The organism is Actinopolyspora sabaoui, assembly GCF_051225635.1.
Classification (GTDB): Bacteria; Actinomycetota; Actinomycetes; order Mycobacteriales; family Pseudonocardiaceae; genus Actinopolyspora.
This window is the reverse complement of sequence record NZ_JBMIHH010000004.1, coordinates 268,176-286,146: the sequence shown is the minus strand read 5'-3', so window position 1 is coordinate 286,146 and position 17,971 is coordinate 268,176. Positions and strand designations below refer to the sequence as shown.

Here is a 17,971-nt window from a genome sequence, read left to right as displayed (position 1 = left end):
ACAGGCAGATACGTCCCTAAGGAGAGCGCACCGTGTTCAGCGACGACATGCGGTTGATCGCACAGCAGATGGTTGCACCGGGCAAAGGCATTCTCGCCGCCGATGAGAGCACCGGCACGATGGAGAAGAGGCTGCACGCCGTCGGCCTCGACTCCAACGAGGAAGTGCGACGCCAGTACCGCGAGCTGATCGTCTCCACCCCCGAGTTGGGGAACTCGATCAGCGGTGTGATCCTGTACGACGAAACCGTCCGCCAGGACTCCAGCGCCGGGGTGCCGCTGCGCAAGATCGCGGAGCAGAACGGCGTCCTGCCCGGTATCAAGGTGGACAAGGGAGCCAAGCCGCTCGCCGGGACCGACGGTGAGAAGATCACCGAAGGACTGGACGGACTGCGCGACCGGCTGGCCGAGTACGTCCAGCTCGGCATGAAGTTCACCAAATGGCGCGCGGTGCTCGACATCGGATCCGGTAGGCCCAGCGACTACGCGATTCACACCAACGCCCACGCGCTCGCCCGCTACGCGGCGCTGTCGCAGGAGGCGGGGCTGGTTCCCATGGTCGAGCCGGAGGTGCTGATGGACGGCGACCACTCGTTGGCCGCCGCCGAGGAGGCGAGCACCCGGGCGCTTCGCCGCGTGTTCGCCGAACTCGCCGAGCAGCACGTGGACCTCGAGTCGATGGTGCTCAAGCCGAACATGGTGGTGGCGGGCAAGGATCACAGTTCGCAGCCCGGATCCACCGAGGTCGCCGAGGCCACGGTACGCACGCTCAAGCGAACCGTTCCCGCGGCCGTTCCCGGCATCGCCTTCCTCTCCGGAGGACAGAGCGACGAGGAGGCCACGGTCAATCTCAACGCGATCAACCAGCTCGGTCCGTTGCCGTGGCAGGTCACCTTCTCGTTCGGACGTGGTCTGCTGGCACCTGCCCTGCAGGAGTGGGTCGGACGTGACGAGAAGTTCGACAGCGCCCAACAGGTACTGGCACACCGGGCGAAGCTGAACGGGGCCGCCTGCGAGGGACGCTACGAATCCGCCTTGGAACACGCCTGATCCGTTCGGCCGTTCCCACCGGTGATCCGGTGGGCGACCGGATCCCGGAGTCGGAGCGGATCGTTGATCACCGGGTTCGGCAGCGCTCGCCCGCTGTCGAACCCGGTCTCCGGAGCACTGTCCTCCACGCGAGGAGTGCAGTGACGACTTCGGAGGACCTCCACGGCTCAGCCACTCGTCGAGGGGCGGTGTGGCCGCCCGTTCGCGACCGTCAGGGCCACCTCACTCAGATCACCCAACCGCAGCAACGGGTCGCCGCGCACGACCACCAGATCGGCAGCCAGCCCCGTCGCCACACACCCGGTATGCTCGCCGATGCCGAGCGCGGTCGCGGCATCGGAAGTGGCCATCCGAAGAATCCGTTCGTTGTCGAACCCCAGGTGCTCGTACAGCCCCAGTGCTCCGGCGAAATCGTCGAAGACCGAGTCCCGCAGCCCCGCGTCGGTTCCGACGATCACATCGACACCTGCCTCGTCCAGAGTGCGGAGTCGTCGCTGGAACCGCTGTGCCAGCTCCGCACCGAGCTTGTCGGCGAGCCGGTGCCAGTTGCGGGACTGCCCGGCACACACGCTGATGCCGCGCTCCCGCATCTCGCGAATCACCGGCTCGCGTTCGTCCACCCCGTCCGGTCCCAGCCACGTGCAGTGCTCGATCGTGCTCACCCCCGCCGAGACCGCGTCTTCGATCGCGTCGGATCCGTGCGCGTGCGCGGCGACCGGCAGTCCCTGCCGCTCGCTTTCGTGCACGATGATCCGTAGCTCGGTGGCGTCGAACTGTGACTGCCACATGGCGGGCGAGTTCGGGGTGATCTGCCCGCCTGAGGCCATCACTTTGACCACATCCGCGCCGAGTTCCGCGCGATGCGCGACCGCTCGGCGCAGCGAGTCCTCGCCACGTTCCACCTCGCCGCCGAGGAACCAGCAGTGGCCCTCGCGGACGGTCAACGGCGGGCCCGCCGCGAGCACGCGCGGTCCGGCGATCTCGGACCGCGCGACGGCGTCCCTGATCCGGATCGCCGTGCCGTTCCTGTCGCCGAGGTCGCGAACGGTGGTAATTCCCGCGTCCAAGGAGTCGCGAGCTCGTTCGGCCATACCGTCCAGCAGCTCGTGGTCCTCGGTGGCCAGTAGCGTGTTGATCGGTTCCTCTCCCGCATCGAAGGAGAGATGCACGTGTGCGTTGATCAGTCCAGGCAGAAGCGTGTGCCCGGGGAAGTCGTGCCTTTGCGCATCGATCGTCGATTCGGTCAGCTCGGCGCGCGGTCCCACGGCGGTGATCGTGCCCTCGTCCACGAGCACCGCGCCGTCCTCGATGATGTGACCGTCGTTTCCGGTCCATATCCGTTCCGCCGTCAACAGGAGTCGCATCCTCGCGCGAAACCTCCGATTCTCGTATTGCCCCGATTTTCCGGTGCCTTCCCGAATTCTCCTGGCGTAACCGGATCGGCGGTAGCGAATTCGGCGAATCGTGTGTTGAGTTTTTGGGAGCGCTCACAGGTGCTGTTGTCGACCGGAGCCCGTCGTGAATCCGAGGAGCGATGTCCGTTGCGTGCTGTGCTCGTTCGTACTCTGCTGTGCTTGTTCGGTTGCCTGGTGACCGTGGTGGCCGCGGCTCCCGCCGTCACCGCCCAATCCGGATCCGCACCTCACGCCGAGGAATGGGTCGCCGCGTGGGCAGCCGGGCCGGTGCGAGGTAGTGATCTCCCCGGATCCGATTCCTGCCCGGCGGCCGACGGCGTCAGTGATGTCACCGTGCGCGACGTCGTGTTCGTCAGCACCGGAGGTCCCGAGGTCCGGATTCGACTCAGCAACGTTTTCGGCAGCACCCCACTGCGGATCGGCCACGCGACCGTGGCGGTCCGCTCGGAGGGAGCGGCCGCCGAAGCGGGGACCATGCGCGAGCTGAAATTCGGCGGTCGGTCGGAAACCGAGATCCCCGCCGGACAGCACCGCTACAGCGATCCGGTCGAACTGGACGTCGAAGCACTGTCCAGCCTGCTGATCAGCGTTCATTTGCCCGAGGCCACCGGCCCGCTGACGAACCATCCCTTCGCGAACCAGACCAATTACCTGACGGCCGGGGACACCGCCGCCGATCCGGCCGGTTCGGGCTACAGCACCATGCCGTGCTGGGTCGTGGCGGACGCCGTCGATGTGCGATCGGCACCGCGAGTCGATGGCACGGTGGTCGCCTTCGGCGACTCGATCACCGACACCGCTGCCACCAGTTACAACGCCAATCAGCGCTGGCCCGACCACCTGGCGCGGCGACTGCACGCCAAGGAAGGCGAGACCCTCTCGGTGGTCAACGCGGGGCTTGGCGGTAACCGACTGTTGGCCGAGCGCCCCGGGCAGCCCTACTACGGGGTTGCCGGGGTGGAGCGGTTCGCCAGGGACGTGTTGAGTCATTCCGGGGTGCGCAGCGTGATCGTACTGGAGGGAATAAACGACATCGGTTACAACGCCACCGCTGAGGACATGATCGCCGGGTACGAGCGGCTGATCGAACTGGCCCACGACCGGGGAGTGGCCGCGGTGGGAGGCACGATCACGCCGTTCAAGGGGTCGAGCGTCTGGACCCAGCAGCGGGAGGACATCCGGCAGCGGGTCAACGAGTGGATCAGGAACAGTGGTCGGTTCGACGCGGTGGTCGATTTCGCGGCAGCCACCGCCGACCCCGACGCGCCGCTGCGGTTGCTGCCGAGCTACGACGGCGGTGACGGGCTGCATCCCGGCGACGTCGGCACCGCCGCCATGGCGGATGCCGTGGATCTCGACGAACTGATCTCGGTGTCCACGGATCGGGGCGCGACGGTGGTGGGTTCCACACGCCACTGATTCCTCCTCGCGACTGGGGTGGGGGTGCTTCCGGCGACCACGGGGAGTACCCCCGCCGGGCGCCTGCGCGAGTCGGGCTTTTCGCGCGGGGTTCCGTCCGAAGGGAACGACGGGAAAACGGAGAGCAGCGGGGAAACCGGTCAGCGAAGTCCCTCTACTAGGGTGTTGCCGTACACCACAGCAGCACCCGGGGACATGATGCCGTCGAAGCGCCCGACGATCTCCGACATCGCCAGAGCGGCGGGGGTCTCCACCGGCGCGGTCTCCTACGCGCTCAACAAGCGCCCCGGTGTCTCCGCCGAGACCCGCGACCGCATCCTGCGGATAGCGAGCGAGCTGGGATGGGCCCCGAGCAGCGCGGCGCGCTCCCTGACCGGTGGCAGGGCGGAAGCGGTGGGGCTGGTGGTGGACCGTCCTGCCCGCGAGATCGGAGTCGAGCCGTACTTCATGCAGCTGATCTCCGGGATCCAGGCCGAGTTGGCCGACGGCCCCACCGCGTTGCTGTTACAGGTCACCGACAACGCCGAGGCCGAACTCACGACCTACCGCCGCTGGGCTGCCGAGGGCAGGGTCGACGGTGTGCTGCTGGTGGATCTGCGGCACGAGGATCCCCGGGTCCGGCTCGTACGCGAGCTCGGGTTGCCCGCCGTGCTGCTGGCCGATCCGGTCGATCGGTTCGGCCTGCCCTGCGTGTGGACCGATGACCGGGGTGTGATGACCGAGGTGCTCGAACGGCTCGCGTCGCTCGGGCACCGTCGGATCACGCGGGTGACCGGTCCGCAGGAGTTCGTGCACACCGGCATTCGCTCGGACGCGTTCACCTCGGCGGCGGCACGACTCGGTTTGGACGGTGCCCGGATCGTGCACGCCGACTACACCGACGAGTCCGCCGCGCGTGTCGTTCGTGAGGTGCTCGCCGATCCGGAGGCTCCGAGCGCGTTGGTGTTCGACAACGACGTGATGGCCGTCTCCGCACTGGGGGTCGTGCGGGAGCTGGGACTGTCCGTTCCGGAGGACGTCTCGCTGGTGGCCTGGGACGATTCCGCGTTGTGCCGGTTGGTTCGGCCCGCACTGTCGGCGGTGAGCAGACCGATCGCCGAACGAGGGGCCACCGCGGTGCGGATGTTGCTCGAACTGCGTACCGAATCAACGGTCGGGGAGCGGCGCACCTCCGATCCGGAGTTCGTAGAGCGGGACAGCACCGGATTTCACTGCGGGTGAAGCCGGGCGCTCGAAGGCCCTCGCCCGTCCGATTCGGAAATCGAAAGGTCGTCCAAGCCTCCCGTCCCGCGTGGTTTCACCTTGACTATTAACCGCTTAAGTGATCCAATTCACTTCAGAGTTTCGCGTGGATTCACGGTTCGGAGCGCACGAGCCGGATCGATCCGCACGCCGTTGATGGGAGCGCACGGATGCGTCGTGGTTTCGCCTTCGTCGACACGAAGGACGGTCCGGTCAGCTGGTTCGGGGCCAATTTCTGGTCCGCGGCAGGAGGGCCGCGGATGTGGACTCGTTACGATCCCGAGTTGGTCCGTGCCGAGCTCGCCGTGCTGTGTGAGCACGGTTTGACGTTGACCAGGTCGTTCTTCTTCTGGCCCGACTTCATGCCGGAGCCGGACCGGATCGACGAGAGCTGTGCCGCCGCCTACGCGGATTTCCTGAACGCACACGTCGAAACGGGGCTGCGGACCATTCCGACCTTCCTGGTCGGCCACATGTCCGGTGAGAACTTCGACCCGCCCTGGCGCGGGGGACGTGATCTTTATCGGGACGTGTGGTTGCTGGATCGGCAGAGCTGGTTCGTCGAACAACTCACCGCGCGCTACACCGATCATCCGGCGGTGGCGGGCTGGTTGATCAGCAACGAGATGCCGATCTACGGCGAGCCCGCCGACCGGGAGAGCGTGACGGCCTGGGTAGGCCTGATGGTCCGCTCGGTGCGGGCCGGCGGGGGAACCCAGCCGATCTCCGTCGGCGACGGTGCCTGGGGGGCCGAGGTCACCGGAACCGACAACGGGTTCTCGGTGCGTGACCTGGCCTCGTTGACCGATTTCCTCGGTCCGCACGTCTATCGCATGGAGGACGACCGGGTCCGGCAGCACTTCGGCGCCGCCTTCATCTGTGAGCTCACCACCACGTTGGGCAGTCCCGTGGTGCTGGAGGAGTTCGGGTTGTCCTCGGACTTCGCCTCCGACGAGCACGCGGCTGTCTACTACCGGCAGGTGCTGCACAACAGCCTGCTCGCCGGATCCACCGGCTGGATGGCCTGGAACAACACCGATTTCGACGAACTCGCCGGGCAGGATCCCTATCGGCATCACCCGTTCGAGCTCCACTTCGGGCTGACCACCTCGCGGCGCGAACCCAAGCCACAACTGCGCGAGATGGCACGGTTCTCCGAGACTCTCGCCGCCATCGATGTGCTCAATTGCGAGCGGGAACCGGCTCGGGTCGCGATGATCGTCCCGGAGCACCTGGAGGGCGACATCCCGATCAGTGACGGCGACGACGCCCGATTCGCGTTCAGCACCCTGCGGCAGGCGTACACCAGCGCGAAACTGGCGGATCTGCCGGTGGGACTCTGTCGGGAACGGGACGGTATCGCCGAGGACTGCTCGTTGTATCTGCTTCCCTCGGCCAAACAACTGACCGCACCCTCGACGGGCAAGCTGGAGGAGCTCGCGGCCTCGGGGGCGACACTCTATCTCTCCTACTGCCACGGCACCGGTTCGTTCCAGCGTGGCCCGTGGATCGCCGGACTCGACCGGATATTCGGGGTGAAGCACCAGCTGTGGTATGGCCAGGTGGATCCGATCCAACGCGAGGAAGTCGAGCTCACCTTCCGAACGGATTTCGGTGGGCTGGCCGCGGGCACGAAACTGTCGTTGCCGGTCGCGGGGAATCGGCACAGCCGTGCCAGGCTGCCGGTGCGGGCTACCGAGGCGGAGATCGTGGCAGTGGACCAGGACGGCGATCCTGCCGTGCTGCGCAACCGGGTCGGCTCCGGTTGGACGGTGCTGTGCACTTACCCGATCGAGCACATGGCCGACTGGACCCCCGGGGTCAATCCGGATGCCGCGGTGGGGCTTTACGACGCACTGGCCGAGTTCGCCGGAGTGCGGCGGAGCGTCCGCGTGGCCGATCCGGCGGTGAGCGCGGACGTGCTGCGGCACCGTGACGGTCGACGTTTCGTCTTTCTCAACAGCCAGAGCCCACAGCCGCTGCGGGTGACTCCGGAAGTTACCGCGGGTGAACTCACCGATCTGGACGAGGAGAAGCCCGTGGACACCCTCGAACTGCCACCCTACGAGGTTCGAGTGCTGCGTATGTCGGGTTTTGACGCGGCATGAGCGTCGCCGCGTCTCGGTCGACTCGCGGAATCGAGGTTGTCGGCGTGTCGACCAGTCGCGTCGAACGAGTACGCCCCGATCGGCGATGACGCCGGCAGAACAGTGGTGTGGTCGGCGGCGCGACGCGATGGAACGTTCGAGAATGTTTTCGGAGGAAAACATGAAACGACGATTGAGATTGCCCGCCGCCGTTCTCTGTGTGTTAACGATGGCGGTGCTGCTGACACTTTCGCAGGTCTCGTTCGGCGCTGCCGGGAAAGCCGCCGCGGCGACGGGATTCCACGTCGCCAACGGCAGGCTGCTCGACGCCAACGGGAACGATTTCGTGATGCGCGGGATCAACCACGCCCACACGTGGTATCCCAACGAAACGGACTCGCTGGCCGACATCAAGGCCACCGGCGCCAACACCGTTCGTGTGGTGCTCAGCAGCGGTGACCTCTGGAACCGCAACGACACCGCCGACGTGGCGTCCGTGGTCGAGAACTGCGAGAACAACAAGCTGGCCTGCGTGCTGGAAGTGCACGACACCATCGGGTATCCGGAGAAGTCCGGCGCCGTGCCGCTGTCGCGGGCGGTGGACTACTGGAACAGTGTCAAGAGCGCGCTGATCGGCGAGGAGGACCACGTTCTCATCAACCTCGGCAACGAGCCTTTCGGCAACACCGGTTACGAGGCCTGGACCGAGGACACCTCCAACGCCATCCAGCGGATGCGTGATCTCGGGTTCGGACACACCCTGATCGCCGACGCCCCGAACTGGGGTCAGGACTGGACGTACACCATGCGCGACACCGCCGCCTCGGTGTTCCAGGCCGACCCACTGCGCAACACAGTGTTCTCCGTCCACATGTACGGCGTGTTCGACACTCCCACCAAGGTCAGGAACTACCTGAACCACTTCGTCGACGCCGGGCTGCCCATCATGGTCGGTGAGTTCGGACACCGCCATTCCGACGGTGATCCGGCCGAGGACGCCGTCATGGCAACCGCCGAGTCGCTCGGCCTCGGCTATATCGGCTGGTCCTGGAGCGGCAACAGTGGTGGGGTCGATTATCTCGACATGGCGCGGGACTTCGACCCGAACCAGCTGACCCCGTGGGGCGAGCGCATCATCAACGGCCCCAACGGCATCCGGGAGACCTCCCAGGAGGCCTCGGTGTACTGACCCGGCCAACGTGAGTTCGAATCGCCCACATCACTCCGGCCGCGCGGTCGCCCTCGGACCGCGCGGTCCGGTGTTGGGATTTCGCCTGCCGCTTGGGCCTCTTTCACCGCGGCCCTGCGCGGTGGACGGTTCGGCTGAGCCGCACCGGATGTGGCTTCCGCACGAGCCTTGCTGCCGGACTCGAAGTGGCGGCGCCCCGGCCGCTCTTCGAGTGGGGCGAGCTCGTCAGCTCCTGAAACCACGCGGAAAAACAGTGGCAAGATCCCGCCCGAGTCTGCTTCGATCGAGAGGTGTCGCTGCATCACCCTTACGAATTCGACGACGATCAGAACCGGCTCGACCTCGACGCCGTCTGGCGTTTCCTGTCCAACGAGGCCTACTGGGGCCGCTGGCGTGAGTTCGACGATTTCCGCAGGCAGGTTCGGCATGCCTGGCGTGTGGTGGGCTGCTACGACCAGCACGGCGACACCGTCGGTTTCGCCCGGGCGTTCTCCGACGGTGCCGCCATGGCCTACCTCGCCGACGTCTACATCGAGACCGCGCACCGCGGTCGGGGACTCGGCAGGGGACTGGTGCGCGAGATGATCGACAACGGTCCGGGCAAGGACTTCAAGTGGATGCTGCACACCGACGACGCGCACGAGCTCTACCGCGAGTTCGGGTTCGCCGAACCGAACGCGAGGTACCTGGAGCGACCGCCCTCGTACTACAGCGGCTCCGGTTCGGTGTGAGATCAGGAGGCAGCTCTGGAGCCACGCCGTGGATCTGGGTAACGGCGGCGCGTTCACCGACATGCCCGCCGATTTCCTCGCGGCCCTGCTCTCCGACGTCACGGGGTTGTGGGAGCGCAAGCAGCAGCGGCCCGCTCTGGTGCTGCGTTCGTTGGACACTGCCACGGAGTACCACGTGGACATTCCCGGTGAGTCACCGCACGTCGTGCTGGGTGCTACGGCCGATCTCGCCCGTCGGGTGACCGGGCGAGGCGTTCGTGGCCCGCACACCGACAACGGCGCGGAGCCTCCGACGCTCGGCCCTGGTTATGACTGCCCGAACGGCCGAAGCCGGGCCACGGGAGCGGAAATCTCGCACGTCGCGTTCGCTCCGGGGATCCCGGCTCCGGCCGTTCCGGTTACTACCGATGAGCGCTTGGTGGAACCTCTCGACTCAGCGCTCCCGGTTGCGGCCACGCCGCCCGGAGCGGGTGTGTCCACCCGGCCGCCGGCGCGGTCTCCCTTCGCCGCTCGCCGCGATGCGCCGCCACAGCGAGGCCCACTGCTCGGCGGTGAGCTCCTTGGGCAGCGCCCGTGGGGAGACGCGCTCGACTCGCAACCACTCTCGCAGTGTGGAGCGGTCGATCCGCCCTGTGCGCTCAAGGATCTCGCCCAGCCCCCGTCCCCGGCCGGTGTAGACGTTTCTGACGAATCGCTGGTATGCCTCACCCGCTGTGGTGACCAACGGGAGTTCCCGCCTGCTCATCAGGAGCAGTCCGCCGTCGACGGAGGGCACGGGCCGGAAGGCGTGCGCCGGTACCCGCTGTCGCAGACTGAACTCGTACCAGGGCCACCACTGGGCCGTGAGCATCGTGGCTCCGCCCACACCGGCTCTCCTGCGTGCTACCTCCCACTGCACCAGCAGAACGGCGGTTCGCCATTCGTGCGCTCCCAGCACGCGTTTGAGCACCGTGGTGGTGAGATGGAACGGCAGGTTGCCGACCAGCACGTGCGGGGTTCCCGGCAGGGTGAAACGCAGGATGTCGGTGTTGACGACAGTGACGTGTTCGGGGGTGCGGTGTTGCAATCGCACTGCTCTGCCGGGGTCGAGTTCCACGGCGGTGAGCGGACGGCCGGACCGGCCGAGCCGCATGGTGAGGGCACCGTCGCCAGCGGCGAGTTCGACGATCGGTCCGTTCGTTCCGGCGACGAGATTCTCGATCGTGGCGATCGTGGAGCGGTCGACGAGGAAGTTCTGGCCGAGCTCGTGGGGCCCGCCAGGATGGGCGTGAGACATGGGTGTGCTCCGCGAGAAGAGAACGGAGCCGGGCAGCCGAGAGCCGCACCGGCGATGACTCCGGTGTGCGGCGGAGCTGTGAGAGTGAGATCAGCTCGCCGCTGTCAGCGGCGGGGCCTCACGTAGAAAAGAGCGCTCGTGGTTACACCCATCGGTGAATACTCTAGCAGCAGTGCCGGAACGGCCGAGATGCCACCGTGCGGGGGCACAGGGGGTGCTGTGCGGGGTGCTCGGTTCAGAAAACCAGCCGTAGCCGCTGTTCGTCGAGGTCGTAGCGCAGCTCGTGCGCGCTGTCGCGTATGCCGGACACGATGGTTTCCACCACTTCGTCGGTGTCGGCGGGTGGAGGCATGCGAGGGGGTGTTCCGCTCAGCGCGCGATCCACTAGCCCGGTTTCCATGTGTGGCGGTCGGATGTCGAACACATCGACGCCACGTCTGCGCATTTCCCGCCGTGTGGCGGTCAGCCACGCCGACAACGCCGCCTTGCTGGCCGAGTAGTCGGCCATCTCCGCCGTGGGATAGTCGGCCAGTATCGCGGAGATCGCGGCCAACGTCCCCCCGCTTCGTTCCAGATGGGGCAGTGCCGCACGCGCGAGCACTATGGGTGCGAGTGTGTTGATGGTCAGCAGGTGCTCGGTTACCGCGTCCTCGGTCTCCGAGGTACGCCCGAACGCCGCCACACCCGTGGCGATCAGCACGAGATCCAGTCCCGCCATCGATTCGGCCGCCGCGTCGACCACGTGGTGACAGGAGTCGGTGTCGATCGCTTCGAAGGTCGAGTAGGCAGCGCCGTCGAGCTCCTCCGAAACGGTGGCGAGCTCGTTCCGGTCACGCCCGGCCAGGTAGGTGCGGGTACCCGCCTCGTGCAGCTTGTGGGCGAGTTTGCCGCCCAGCACTCCGCTCGCGCCCACAATCAACACATTCTTGTTTCGCAATTGCACGTGAACTCCGGTTTTTCCGCCGGTGACTGCTCGGGAGAACGTTAACCCAGCCCGCCGTGCGGCGCGATTACCACGACTCCGCGTGGCGGAGGAAAACGGTCGTCCCCGAGCCGCTAGCGGGCCTGGTGCGAACAACGGCGGTTCATTGACTTACTCGTAATTTTTCGCCTGTGAAAATTTTCCTATCTGGTGGGTCCGTCCGGAACGGGGCGATGGGATTTCGGGGTTGCCGCGGTTCGTGGCACCAGTACGGCGTGAATTCCTTTCGTGTTGTTTTGTGGCAGCCGAGACGCTCCGCGGAGGGGGCGAACCCCGTCGAGCGGATCGTCACCGAGTGCTGTCGGAGACATGCGTTCCGGGACATCTCCAGCGCGTCCGGCCGAGGCGATTCGAATCACACTCGTGCGACCGGCTGAAACCCGAGGGACTTTTCGTTCCGCGGGAATAAAACCTCCTTCACGTTCGCTGTGAAGTTGGCAGTCCTGTCATCTTCACACCCTGTACGGAAGGTCGTGATGGAACGAGTCGCAGAGCACAGCACTTCCACCCCGAACCAGGCGGGTGTGAGCGAACCCACCGGGTGGGACAGAACCCGGATCATTCTCGTACTGGGCGCCCTGGTTGCCCTGGTTCCGCTGACCATCGACATGTACCTGCCCGCCCTGCCCGACATCGGTGAGAGTCTGGGAGCGACTTCCTCGCAGACACAGCTGACCCTGACCGGTACCCTGCTCGGTCTCGGGCTCGGACAGCTGTTCATGGGGCCGTTCTCCGACGCGGTGGGACGCAGGATCCCCCTGATCGTGGGAATCTCACTACACGTCGTGGCCTCGTTACTGTGCTTGATCGCCCCGAACATCCTGGTACTTGGGATTCTTCGGGTACTGCAGGGTGCGGGCGGTGCCGCGGGCATGGTCGTCGCGCTGGCATCGGTCAGCGATCTGTTCACCGGACGCACCGCCGCGACCACGTTGTCCCGGCTGATGCTGGTCAACGGAGCGGCACCGATCCTGGCGCCGACCCTGGGCGGCGTCATCCTGCTGCAGTTGTCCTGGCGCGGTGTGTTCGCCGTGCTGGCCGTGCTGGGCGTTCTGCTGCTGATGCTTGCCTCGCTGGCACTGCGTGAGAGCCTGCCGCCCGAACGCAGGCACAAGGGCGGTATAAAACCGGTGGTGCGCTCCTACCGGGAGCTGTTCACCGATGGTCAGTTCATGGTCATGGTCCTGGTGGCAGCACTGGGCATGTCCGCGTTGTTCTCCTACATCTCCGGTGCCTCGTTCGTGTTGCAGGAGCAGTTCGGACTCAACCAGCAGCAGTTCGGCCTGGTATTCGGACTCGGAGCCCTCATGATCATCGGAGCCACGCAGTTCAACGTCGTACTGCTGCGCAAGTTTTCCTCGCAGCAGATCGTGTTCGGCGCGTTGGCCAGCGCCACGACGGCCGGGCTCGTGCTGACCCTGTTCACCACCACCGGGCTCGGCGGGATCGCCGGTTTCTTCGTGCCGCTGTTGTTCGTGCTGGGCTCGGTCGGCTTCGTACTGCCGAACGCCCCCGCACTGGCGCTCTCCCGGCACGGCGACTCCGGGGGCACGGCCGCCGCGCTGTTGGGCGCCGGACAGTTCGGCCTCGGAGCGTTCACCGCCCCCATCGTCGGCCTGCTCGGCAACGACGCCTCCGCGTTGGCGATCGCGATGACAACGGGTGTGCTTATCGCGTTGATCGCTCTCACCGCCGTGACCATGGCGGGAAACCGTCGTAACGCGGCGGCGACCTCGCGGGCCGCTGCGTGAGTCCGAATCCGACGGTCCGTCCCTGCTGAGCCAGCCGGCTCGTCCCCCGAGTTCGAGCGGGGCGGTGTCCCCCACGACGCCGCCCCGCCGTGTTTTCCACGAACGTGGCCGTGAGGTCCGGGGTGGTCGGGACGGCCGTGGCGCGACTATCTTCTCTTCGGCCCCCGGAAACAGGGGGCGACCGGCTGATCGGCTTCGAGGGAAACGCATGTCACTGGCGGACAACATCGGCAACATCGGCCGCGCGATCCAGACGCGCATCTACCGAGAGGGGGTCTACGGTCGCAAGCCCCGAGTCCCGGTCGATCCGCGGCGGCTGAGCCTGGCCGCCCGTTCGGCGATTTCGCGGCGGGCCTGGAACTACCTGCAGGGCTCGGCCGGTACGGAAAGTACCGCCTCGGCCAACAGGGCCGCGTTCGAGCGCCACCGCATCGTCCCCGGCATGCTTCGTGACGTTTCCAGCAGGAATCTCGGAACGGAGCTGTTCGGCCGCGCCGTCCCCGCACCGCTGTTCCTCTCGCCCATCGGGGTGCTGGAACTCGTCCATCGCCACGGTGACCTCGCGGTCGCCCGTGCCGCCGCGGCCACCGGTGTGCCCGTGACGCTGTCCACCCAGGCCTCCTACTCGATGGAGCGGGTCGCCGAGGTCGCTCCGGAGGCCATCCGCTGGTTCCAGCTGTACTGGAGCAGTGACGACGACCTCGTCACCAGCATGCTCCGCCGCGCCGAGGAGTCGGGCTGCGAGGCCATCGTGATCACATTGGACACGCACGTGCTCGGCTGGCGTCCCCGCGATCTCGACGCGGGGTTCCTGCCGTTCGCACACGGTCAGGGTATCGCGCAGTACACCGCGGACCCCGTGTTCGCCTCCCTGGTACGGCAACGTGCCAGGCGTCCGGCGAGCTCCCCCGCTCCCAGCCCCACCCCGCAGGCGCTGCGGGCGCTGTGGTCGATGAGCCGCAATCACCCCGGCTCGCTGCTCGCCAATCTGCGGTCGCCGTATCCGCGAGCCGCGGTCGAGACATTCCTGGACGTGTTCTCCCGCTCCTCGCTGACCTGGCCCGAACTCGACTTCGTCCGGAAACGCACCAACCTGCCGATCGTGTTGAAAGGCCTGCAACACGTCGATGACGCGCGGCGCGCCCTCGACGCCGGAGTGGACGGCATCCTCGTGTCCAACCACGGTGGCCGTCAGATTGACGGCGCTCTCGGAGCGCTGGACGCCTTACCCGGGATCGTGGCCGAAGTCGACGGCCGGGTGCCCGTGCTGTTCGACAGCGGGATCCGAACCGGGGCGGACGCGTGCAAGGCGCTGGCGCTCGGCGCGACCGCGGCGGGTGTCGGCCGGCCCTATGCTTACGGACTGGCCGCGGGCGGGACCGAGGGGGTGCGAACCGTGCTCGAACATCTGGTGGCCGAGCTCGACATCACCATGGCGCTGGCCGGAATCGCCGAACCGGCCGAGCTGGAACCCGGGCTGCTGCGGGCGGTTCACGGCTGAGCCCCGGATCGGGCCGCGTCGTTGCCCGATCGGGCCGCGCCGGCTTCGACCAGGGGCACGCCGATTCAAACGGCACGCATCGTCCAGTCGTGCAGCCCGATCATCACGGTCGCGAGCGCTACTCCCAGAAAGAAACCCGCTCCCTCACCGAGTACCAGGCACAGCAGCGCGCACGCGTAGGAGAAGACGATTATCCCCGTGCGGAGGTTGAATCGCAGTCCGCGCGACGGGCGGGAACCGTCGCTGCTCATGAGTTCGGCCAAGTGAGGATCGTCACCGCTGAGCTGGTGCTCGATCTCGTCCAGCCTGCGCCGTTCGTACCGATCGAGCATGGCCCACCTCCCCAGGCCGTGGTGTCGTCACCGCAAGCATCGTCGTGTCCGGTGGCGCTTCCGAAGGGTCTTATGTCATTCGTTCCCGGCTGACGAGGTCACGACACGCCGTCGGTGTGCCCGCATCACCGGTTGGTCGTCATCGCCGTTCCCCACGGGACCTTGTGCCCTATGGGCCGTGGTGTGCCCTGCCTAGGCTGAACTCGTCGATCGGCCGACCGGTTCCGCTGTTCGTGGTTCAACGGTGTTCACCCGGTGCCGCTCGACGAAACGGATCCGAATCGTCGGCTACCTCTGATGGGGTGTTGGCAGATGGCACACGCCGAACACGGGAGCGGATCCCCGGTCGACCGTTCCAGCGGAGTCCTGGCCAGCGGTGTGGAGATGTTCGCCAGCGTGCTGATGCTGATCATCGGGCTTTTCCACGTCGTTGTCGGACTCACGGCACTGCTGCAGAGCTCGTTCTACGTGGTTGCCGGGGGGTATTTCTTCGGGGCCAACATCACGGCCTGGGGATGGGTGCACGTGGCGCTGGGCCTGCTGGTCGGAGCCACCGGTGCGGCACTGCTGTCGCAACAGCGCTGGGCGCGCATCACCGGTATCGTGATCGTCGCGGTGAGCGCACTGGGCAATTTCCTGTTCGTCCCGTTCCAACCGTTGTGGTCGGTACTGATCATCGCGGTGGACGTGGTGGTGATCTGGGCACTGGCCACCCAGCTAAGCGGGATTCCGACAGCACGTGAGTAGAATTCGTGAATTTTTGGTGTGGTCCTTCCGCCAACCACTCGATCCCTTGTGGTGATGACGGGGTTCCCACCATCATGGGAACACCGGGCAACCGCACGGATGTGAGCTCGACGATTCCCGTATCCGGACAAGGCCCGGCCGATTCGGAGGCGTCTCGCACGGCATCGACCGGGACCGGAAGAAGTGGTTCCGAGTACTCGTGGGCGAAGGAGAGAAAATCATGATCGCCACAGAGGAATGGTCGGTGACCATTTTCATCGACGAACGCGAGGACCGAACACACGCCGAGGCCAGGTTGCACCGGCAGTACCAGCCGGAGGTCCGGGCCAACGGCCTGGCCCGTCGCAATCCACACGACAGCAACATTCCGCGAATCGGTGCCGAACTCGCCACCTCGCGTGCGCTTTCACAGCTGGCGCACCAGTTGCTCGACGATTCCATCGCCGACGTCGAGCAGTCCACCGGTGAGCCGGCCTACTTCCACACCTAGGAACGCCAGGGGCTCGGTCCGCCCGGTTTCCGCGGGTGCTCTGGTGGGTGGGGCTCCCACCGGAGCCGGCCGTGCTCGGAGCGCACGGGGAGCGCCTTCCCAGGGAAAAGCGCGGTGATCCGGGGTGCTGTTCGACCGCACGGAGACCGTCACCGCACCGGTGCTCGGGCGAACATCAGTGCACCACGGCTACCGGGCACTGTGCGTAGTGTGCGACGGCATAGCTGACCGAACCGAGCAGGCTCGATCTGATCGAACCCCTGCCGTGGCTGCCCACCACCAGCAGATCGGCCTGCTCCGAGGCGGAGAACAACGCGTCCGCGGCCCCCTCGTTGGTCACCACCTCGCTCCGCAGCACGACATCCGGATACTTCTCACGTTGTCCGGCCACCGATTCCGAAAGCACCCGTTGACAGGTCTCGTGTACCTCCTCCCAGTTGAGTCTGCGACGGGCTGATACCGACAGCGCGTACTTGCGGATCTCGTTCCACGCCAACAGGGCCACGAGCTCGGCCCCGTGGCGGAAGGCGAACTCGTAGGCGAACTCGATGGCACGCTGGCTACCTCGGGAACCGTCGACACCCACCACCACTCTGGTGAAATCGGTCGGGGTGCTGGTGATTCGTTCGTTCTCCCGCTCGCCCCGCACCACCACCACGGGAAGCTCGGCGGTACGAACCAGTTCCGCAGAGGTCGAGCCGAGCAGCACACGCCAGGGCCGAGTCTGCTCCGGAGGCCCCAGCACCAGCATCTCGGCTCCTTCGGCGGCCTCACCGAGAATCTTGGCCGGATGTCCCATCCGTACCGAGGTGTCCATTTCCAGCCCCGGGAGTTCCGCGCTGCATTCGGCCACCATCGCTCGGAGCTCGTTCTCCGATTCGGTGCGCAGTGGTTCGGACTCCACTGCCTCACTGGGCAGATGTATGCGGGTGATCTGTTCCAACGCTACGGGGACGGCGCGGACGATCAACAGTGACCGTTGTCTACTGGCCGCTTCGAAAGCCGCCCACCGCACCGTCTGCCGTGAGTGTTCGAGTTCGTCGAACCCGACGACGACCTTGCCGGTTTGCTCCGCGCTCATCGCTGCCAACCCTTCGAGTTCGCCCGTAGCGACGATTCGTACCGAGGCCATGATGTCGTTTCACGAGCGATCGAGCAGTCCCGTTCCTCGTGAACGGGTAGGTGAATGCTCCGAACGAGCGTGAGCGCACCCCTAATCGATGTCCGGTCTCCCGGAGCTCCGGGCTCCTGGTGCGGCAACCGACGAGAGTTTTCATCGAGCGAGCGCCGCGGAGAACCGAACCGCCAGAGCTCTGCTATTCGCTGCGTTCGCGTACCACGACCACCGGACAGGACGCGTGGTGCACGCAGTGTTGACTGACCGACCCCAGCAACGCGCCGGTGAATCCGCCGTGTCCACGACTGCCCACGACCAGCAGATCGGCGTCCTCGGCCGCATCCAGCAGGGCCCGGGCGGGAATTCCCCGCACCACACGCTGCTGTATCCCGACATCGACTCCGAGCTGGTTGACGGCGTCGGCGACCGACTGCGACAACCGCTGTTCGGCCCGCTGGTCGATGTCCTCCTCCGGAATCGGGGCGCCCAGGCCGTAGTAGGTCGGATGTGCCCAGGCGATCAACGCGGTGACCTCCGCTCCGCTGTTGGAGGCATAACGCAGTGCCCAGGACAGTGCCTCCGCCGCGCCCGAGGAACCGTCCACCCCGACGACCACTCGTTCCTGCTCGGTACTCATCGGGAT

General features: G+C 66.5%; 16 protein-coding genes. 10 read left to right on the top strand and 6 right to left on the bottom strand.

Annotation, left to right across the window (positions count from 1 at the left end; translation table 11 throughout):
* Positions 1-32: 32 nt before the first annotated feature.
* Entirely contained in the window at positions 33-1,049 is a 1,017-nt protein-coding gene (locus ACOQFL_RS08855; RefSeq protein ID WP_435543612.1) for a class I fructose-bisphosphate aldolase, read from the top strand.
* 167 nt (positions 1,050-1,216) lie between these two features.
* On the opposite strand, the gene ACOQFL_RS08850 is transcribed toward ACOQFL_RS08855, so the two are convergent.
* A complete protein-coding gene (locus ACOQFL_RS08850) occupies positions 1,217-2,413 on the bottom strand; it encodes an amidohydrolase family protein (protein ID WP_435543611.1) in 1,197 nt (398 codons plus the stop codon).
* Positions 2,414-2,599: 186 nt separating this feature from the next.
* On the opposite strand from ACOQFL_RS08850, the gene ACOQFL_RS08845 reads away from it, so the two are divergent.
* From ACOQFL_RS08845 to ACOQFL_RS08825, 5 genes are all read left to right on the top strand, one after another.
* Entirely contained in the window at positions 2,600-3,883 is a 1,284-nt protein-coding gene (locus ACOQFL_RS08845) for an SGNH/GDSL hydrolase family protein (RefSeq protein ID WP_435543838.1), read from the top strand.
* 198 nt (positions 3,884-4,081) lie between these two features.
* A complete protein-coding gene (locus tag ACOQFL_RS08840) occupies positions 4,082-5,104 on the top strand; it encodes a LacI family DNA-binding transcriptional regulator (RefSeq protein ID WP_435543837.1) in 1,023 nt (340 codons plus the stop codon).
* Positions 5,105-5,295: 191 nt separating this feature from the next.
* On the top strand, positions 5,296-7,233 hold the full coding sequence (locus ACOQFL_RS08835; protein WP_435543610.1) for a cellulase family glycosylhydrolase: 1,938 nt from the start codon (positions 5,296-5,298) through the stop codon (positions 7,231-7,233).
* Positions 7,234-7,393: 160 nt separating this feature from the next.
* The gene (locus ACOQFL_RS08830) at positions 7,394-8,401 is read left to right on the top strand and encodes a glycoside hydrolase family 5 protein (protein WP_435543609.1); all 1,008 of its coding nucleotides are present in this window, start codon (positions 7,394-7,396) and stop codon (positions 8,399-8,401) included.
* A 290-nt stretch (positions 8,402-8,691) separates the two neighbouring features.
* Positions 8,692-9,132 carry a GNAT family N-acetyltransferase gene (locus ACOQFL_RS08825; protein ID WP_435543608.1) on the top strand — a complete coding sequence of 147 codons (441 nt, stop codon included), beginning with the start codon at positions 8,692-8,694 and terminating at the stop codon, positions 9,130-9,132.
* Positions 9,133-9,565: 433 nt separating this feature from the next.
* Here ACOQFL_RS08825 and erm read toward each other — a convergent pair whose 3' ends face one another.
* Together erm and ACOQFL_RS08815 are read right to left on the bottom strand one after the other, a co-directional pair.
* Positions 9,566-10,408, bottom strand: a complete 843-nt coding sequence (gene erm / locus ACOQFL_RS08820; protein ID WP_435543607.1) for a 23S ribosomal RNA methyltransferase Erm — start codon at positions 10,406-10,408, stop codon at positions 9,566-9,568.
* A 235-nt stretch (positions 10,409-10,643) separates the two neighbouring features.
* Positions 10,644-11,351, bottom strand: coding sequence for an SDR family NAD(P)-dependent oxidoreductase (locus ACOQFL_RS08815; protein ID WP_435543606.1), 708 nt, complete (start codon positions 11,349-11,351; stop codon positions 10,644-10,646).
* A gap of 467 nt (positions 11,352-11,818) precedes the next feature.
* Here ACOQFL_RS08815 and ACOQFL_RS08810 point away from each other — a divergent pair, with 467 nt between their 5' ends.
* Together ACOQFL_RS08810 and ACOQFL_RS08805 are read left to right on the top strand one after the other, a co-directional pair.
* Entirely contained in the window at positions 11,819-13,141 is a 1,323-nt protein-coding gene (locus ACOQFL_RS08810; protein WP_435543605.1) for a multidrug effflux MFS transporter, read from the top strand.
* 208 nt (positions 13,142-13,349) lie between these two features.
* Positions 13,350-14,642 carry an alpha-hydroxy-acid oxidizing protein gene (locus ACOQFL_RS08805; protein WP_435543604.1) on the top strand — a complete coding sequence of 431 codons (1,293 nt, stop codon included), beginning with the start codon at positions 13,350-13,352 and terminating at the stop codon, positions 14,640-14,642.
* A gap of 65 nt (positions 14,643-14,707) precedes the next feature.
* Here the strand turns inward: ACOQFL_RS08805 and ACOQFL_RS08800 are convergent, their stop codons facing one another.
* Entirely contained in the window at positions 14,708-14,974 is a 267-nt protein-coding gene (locus ACOQFL_RS08800; protein ID WP_435543603.1) for a DUF3040 domain-containing protein, read from the bottom strand.
* Between the two features lie 312 nt (positions 14,975-15,286).
* Between ACOQFL_RS08800 and ACOQFL_RS08795 the strand changes: the two genes are divergently transcribed.
* Complete coding sequence (locus tag ACOQFL_RS08795; protein WP_435543602.1) at positions 15,287-15,721, top strand: DUF7144 family membrane protein; 435 nt, start codon at positions 15,287-15,289, stop codon at positions 15,719-15,721.
* 220 nt (positions 15,722-15,941) lie between these two features.
* Positions 15,942-16,211, top strand: coding sequence for a DUF1876 domain-containing protein (locus ACOQFL_RS08790; RefSeq protein ID WP_435543601.1), 270 nt, complete (start codon positions 15,942-15,944; stop codon positions 16,209-16,211).
* 175 nt (positions 16,212-16,386) lie between these two features.
* Here ACOQFL_RS08790 and ACOQFL_RS08785 read toward each other — a convergent pair whose 3' ends face one another.
* Both ACOQFL_RS08785 and ACOQFL_RS08780 read right to left on the bottom strand, forming a co-directional pair.
* Positions 16,387-17,292, bottom strand: coding sequence for a universal stress protein (locus ACOQFL_RS08785; protein ID WP_435543600.1), 906 nt, complete (start codon positions 17,290-17,292; stop codon positions 16,387-16,389).
* Between the two features lie 235 nt (positions 17,293-17,527).
* Positions 17,528-17,965, bottom strand: coding sequence for a universal stress protein (locus tag ACOQFL_RS08780; protein ID WP_435543599.1), 438 nt, complete (start codon positions 17,963-17,965; stop codon positions 17,528-17,530).
* Positions 17,966-17,971 lie beyond the last annotated feature (6 nt).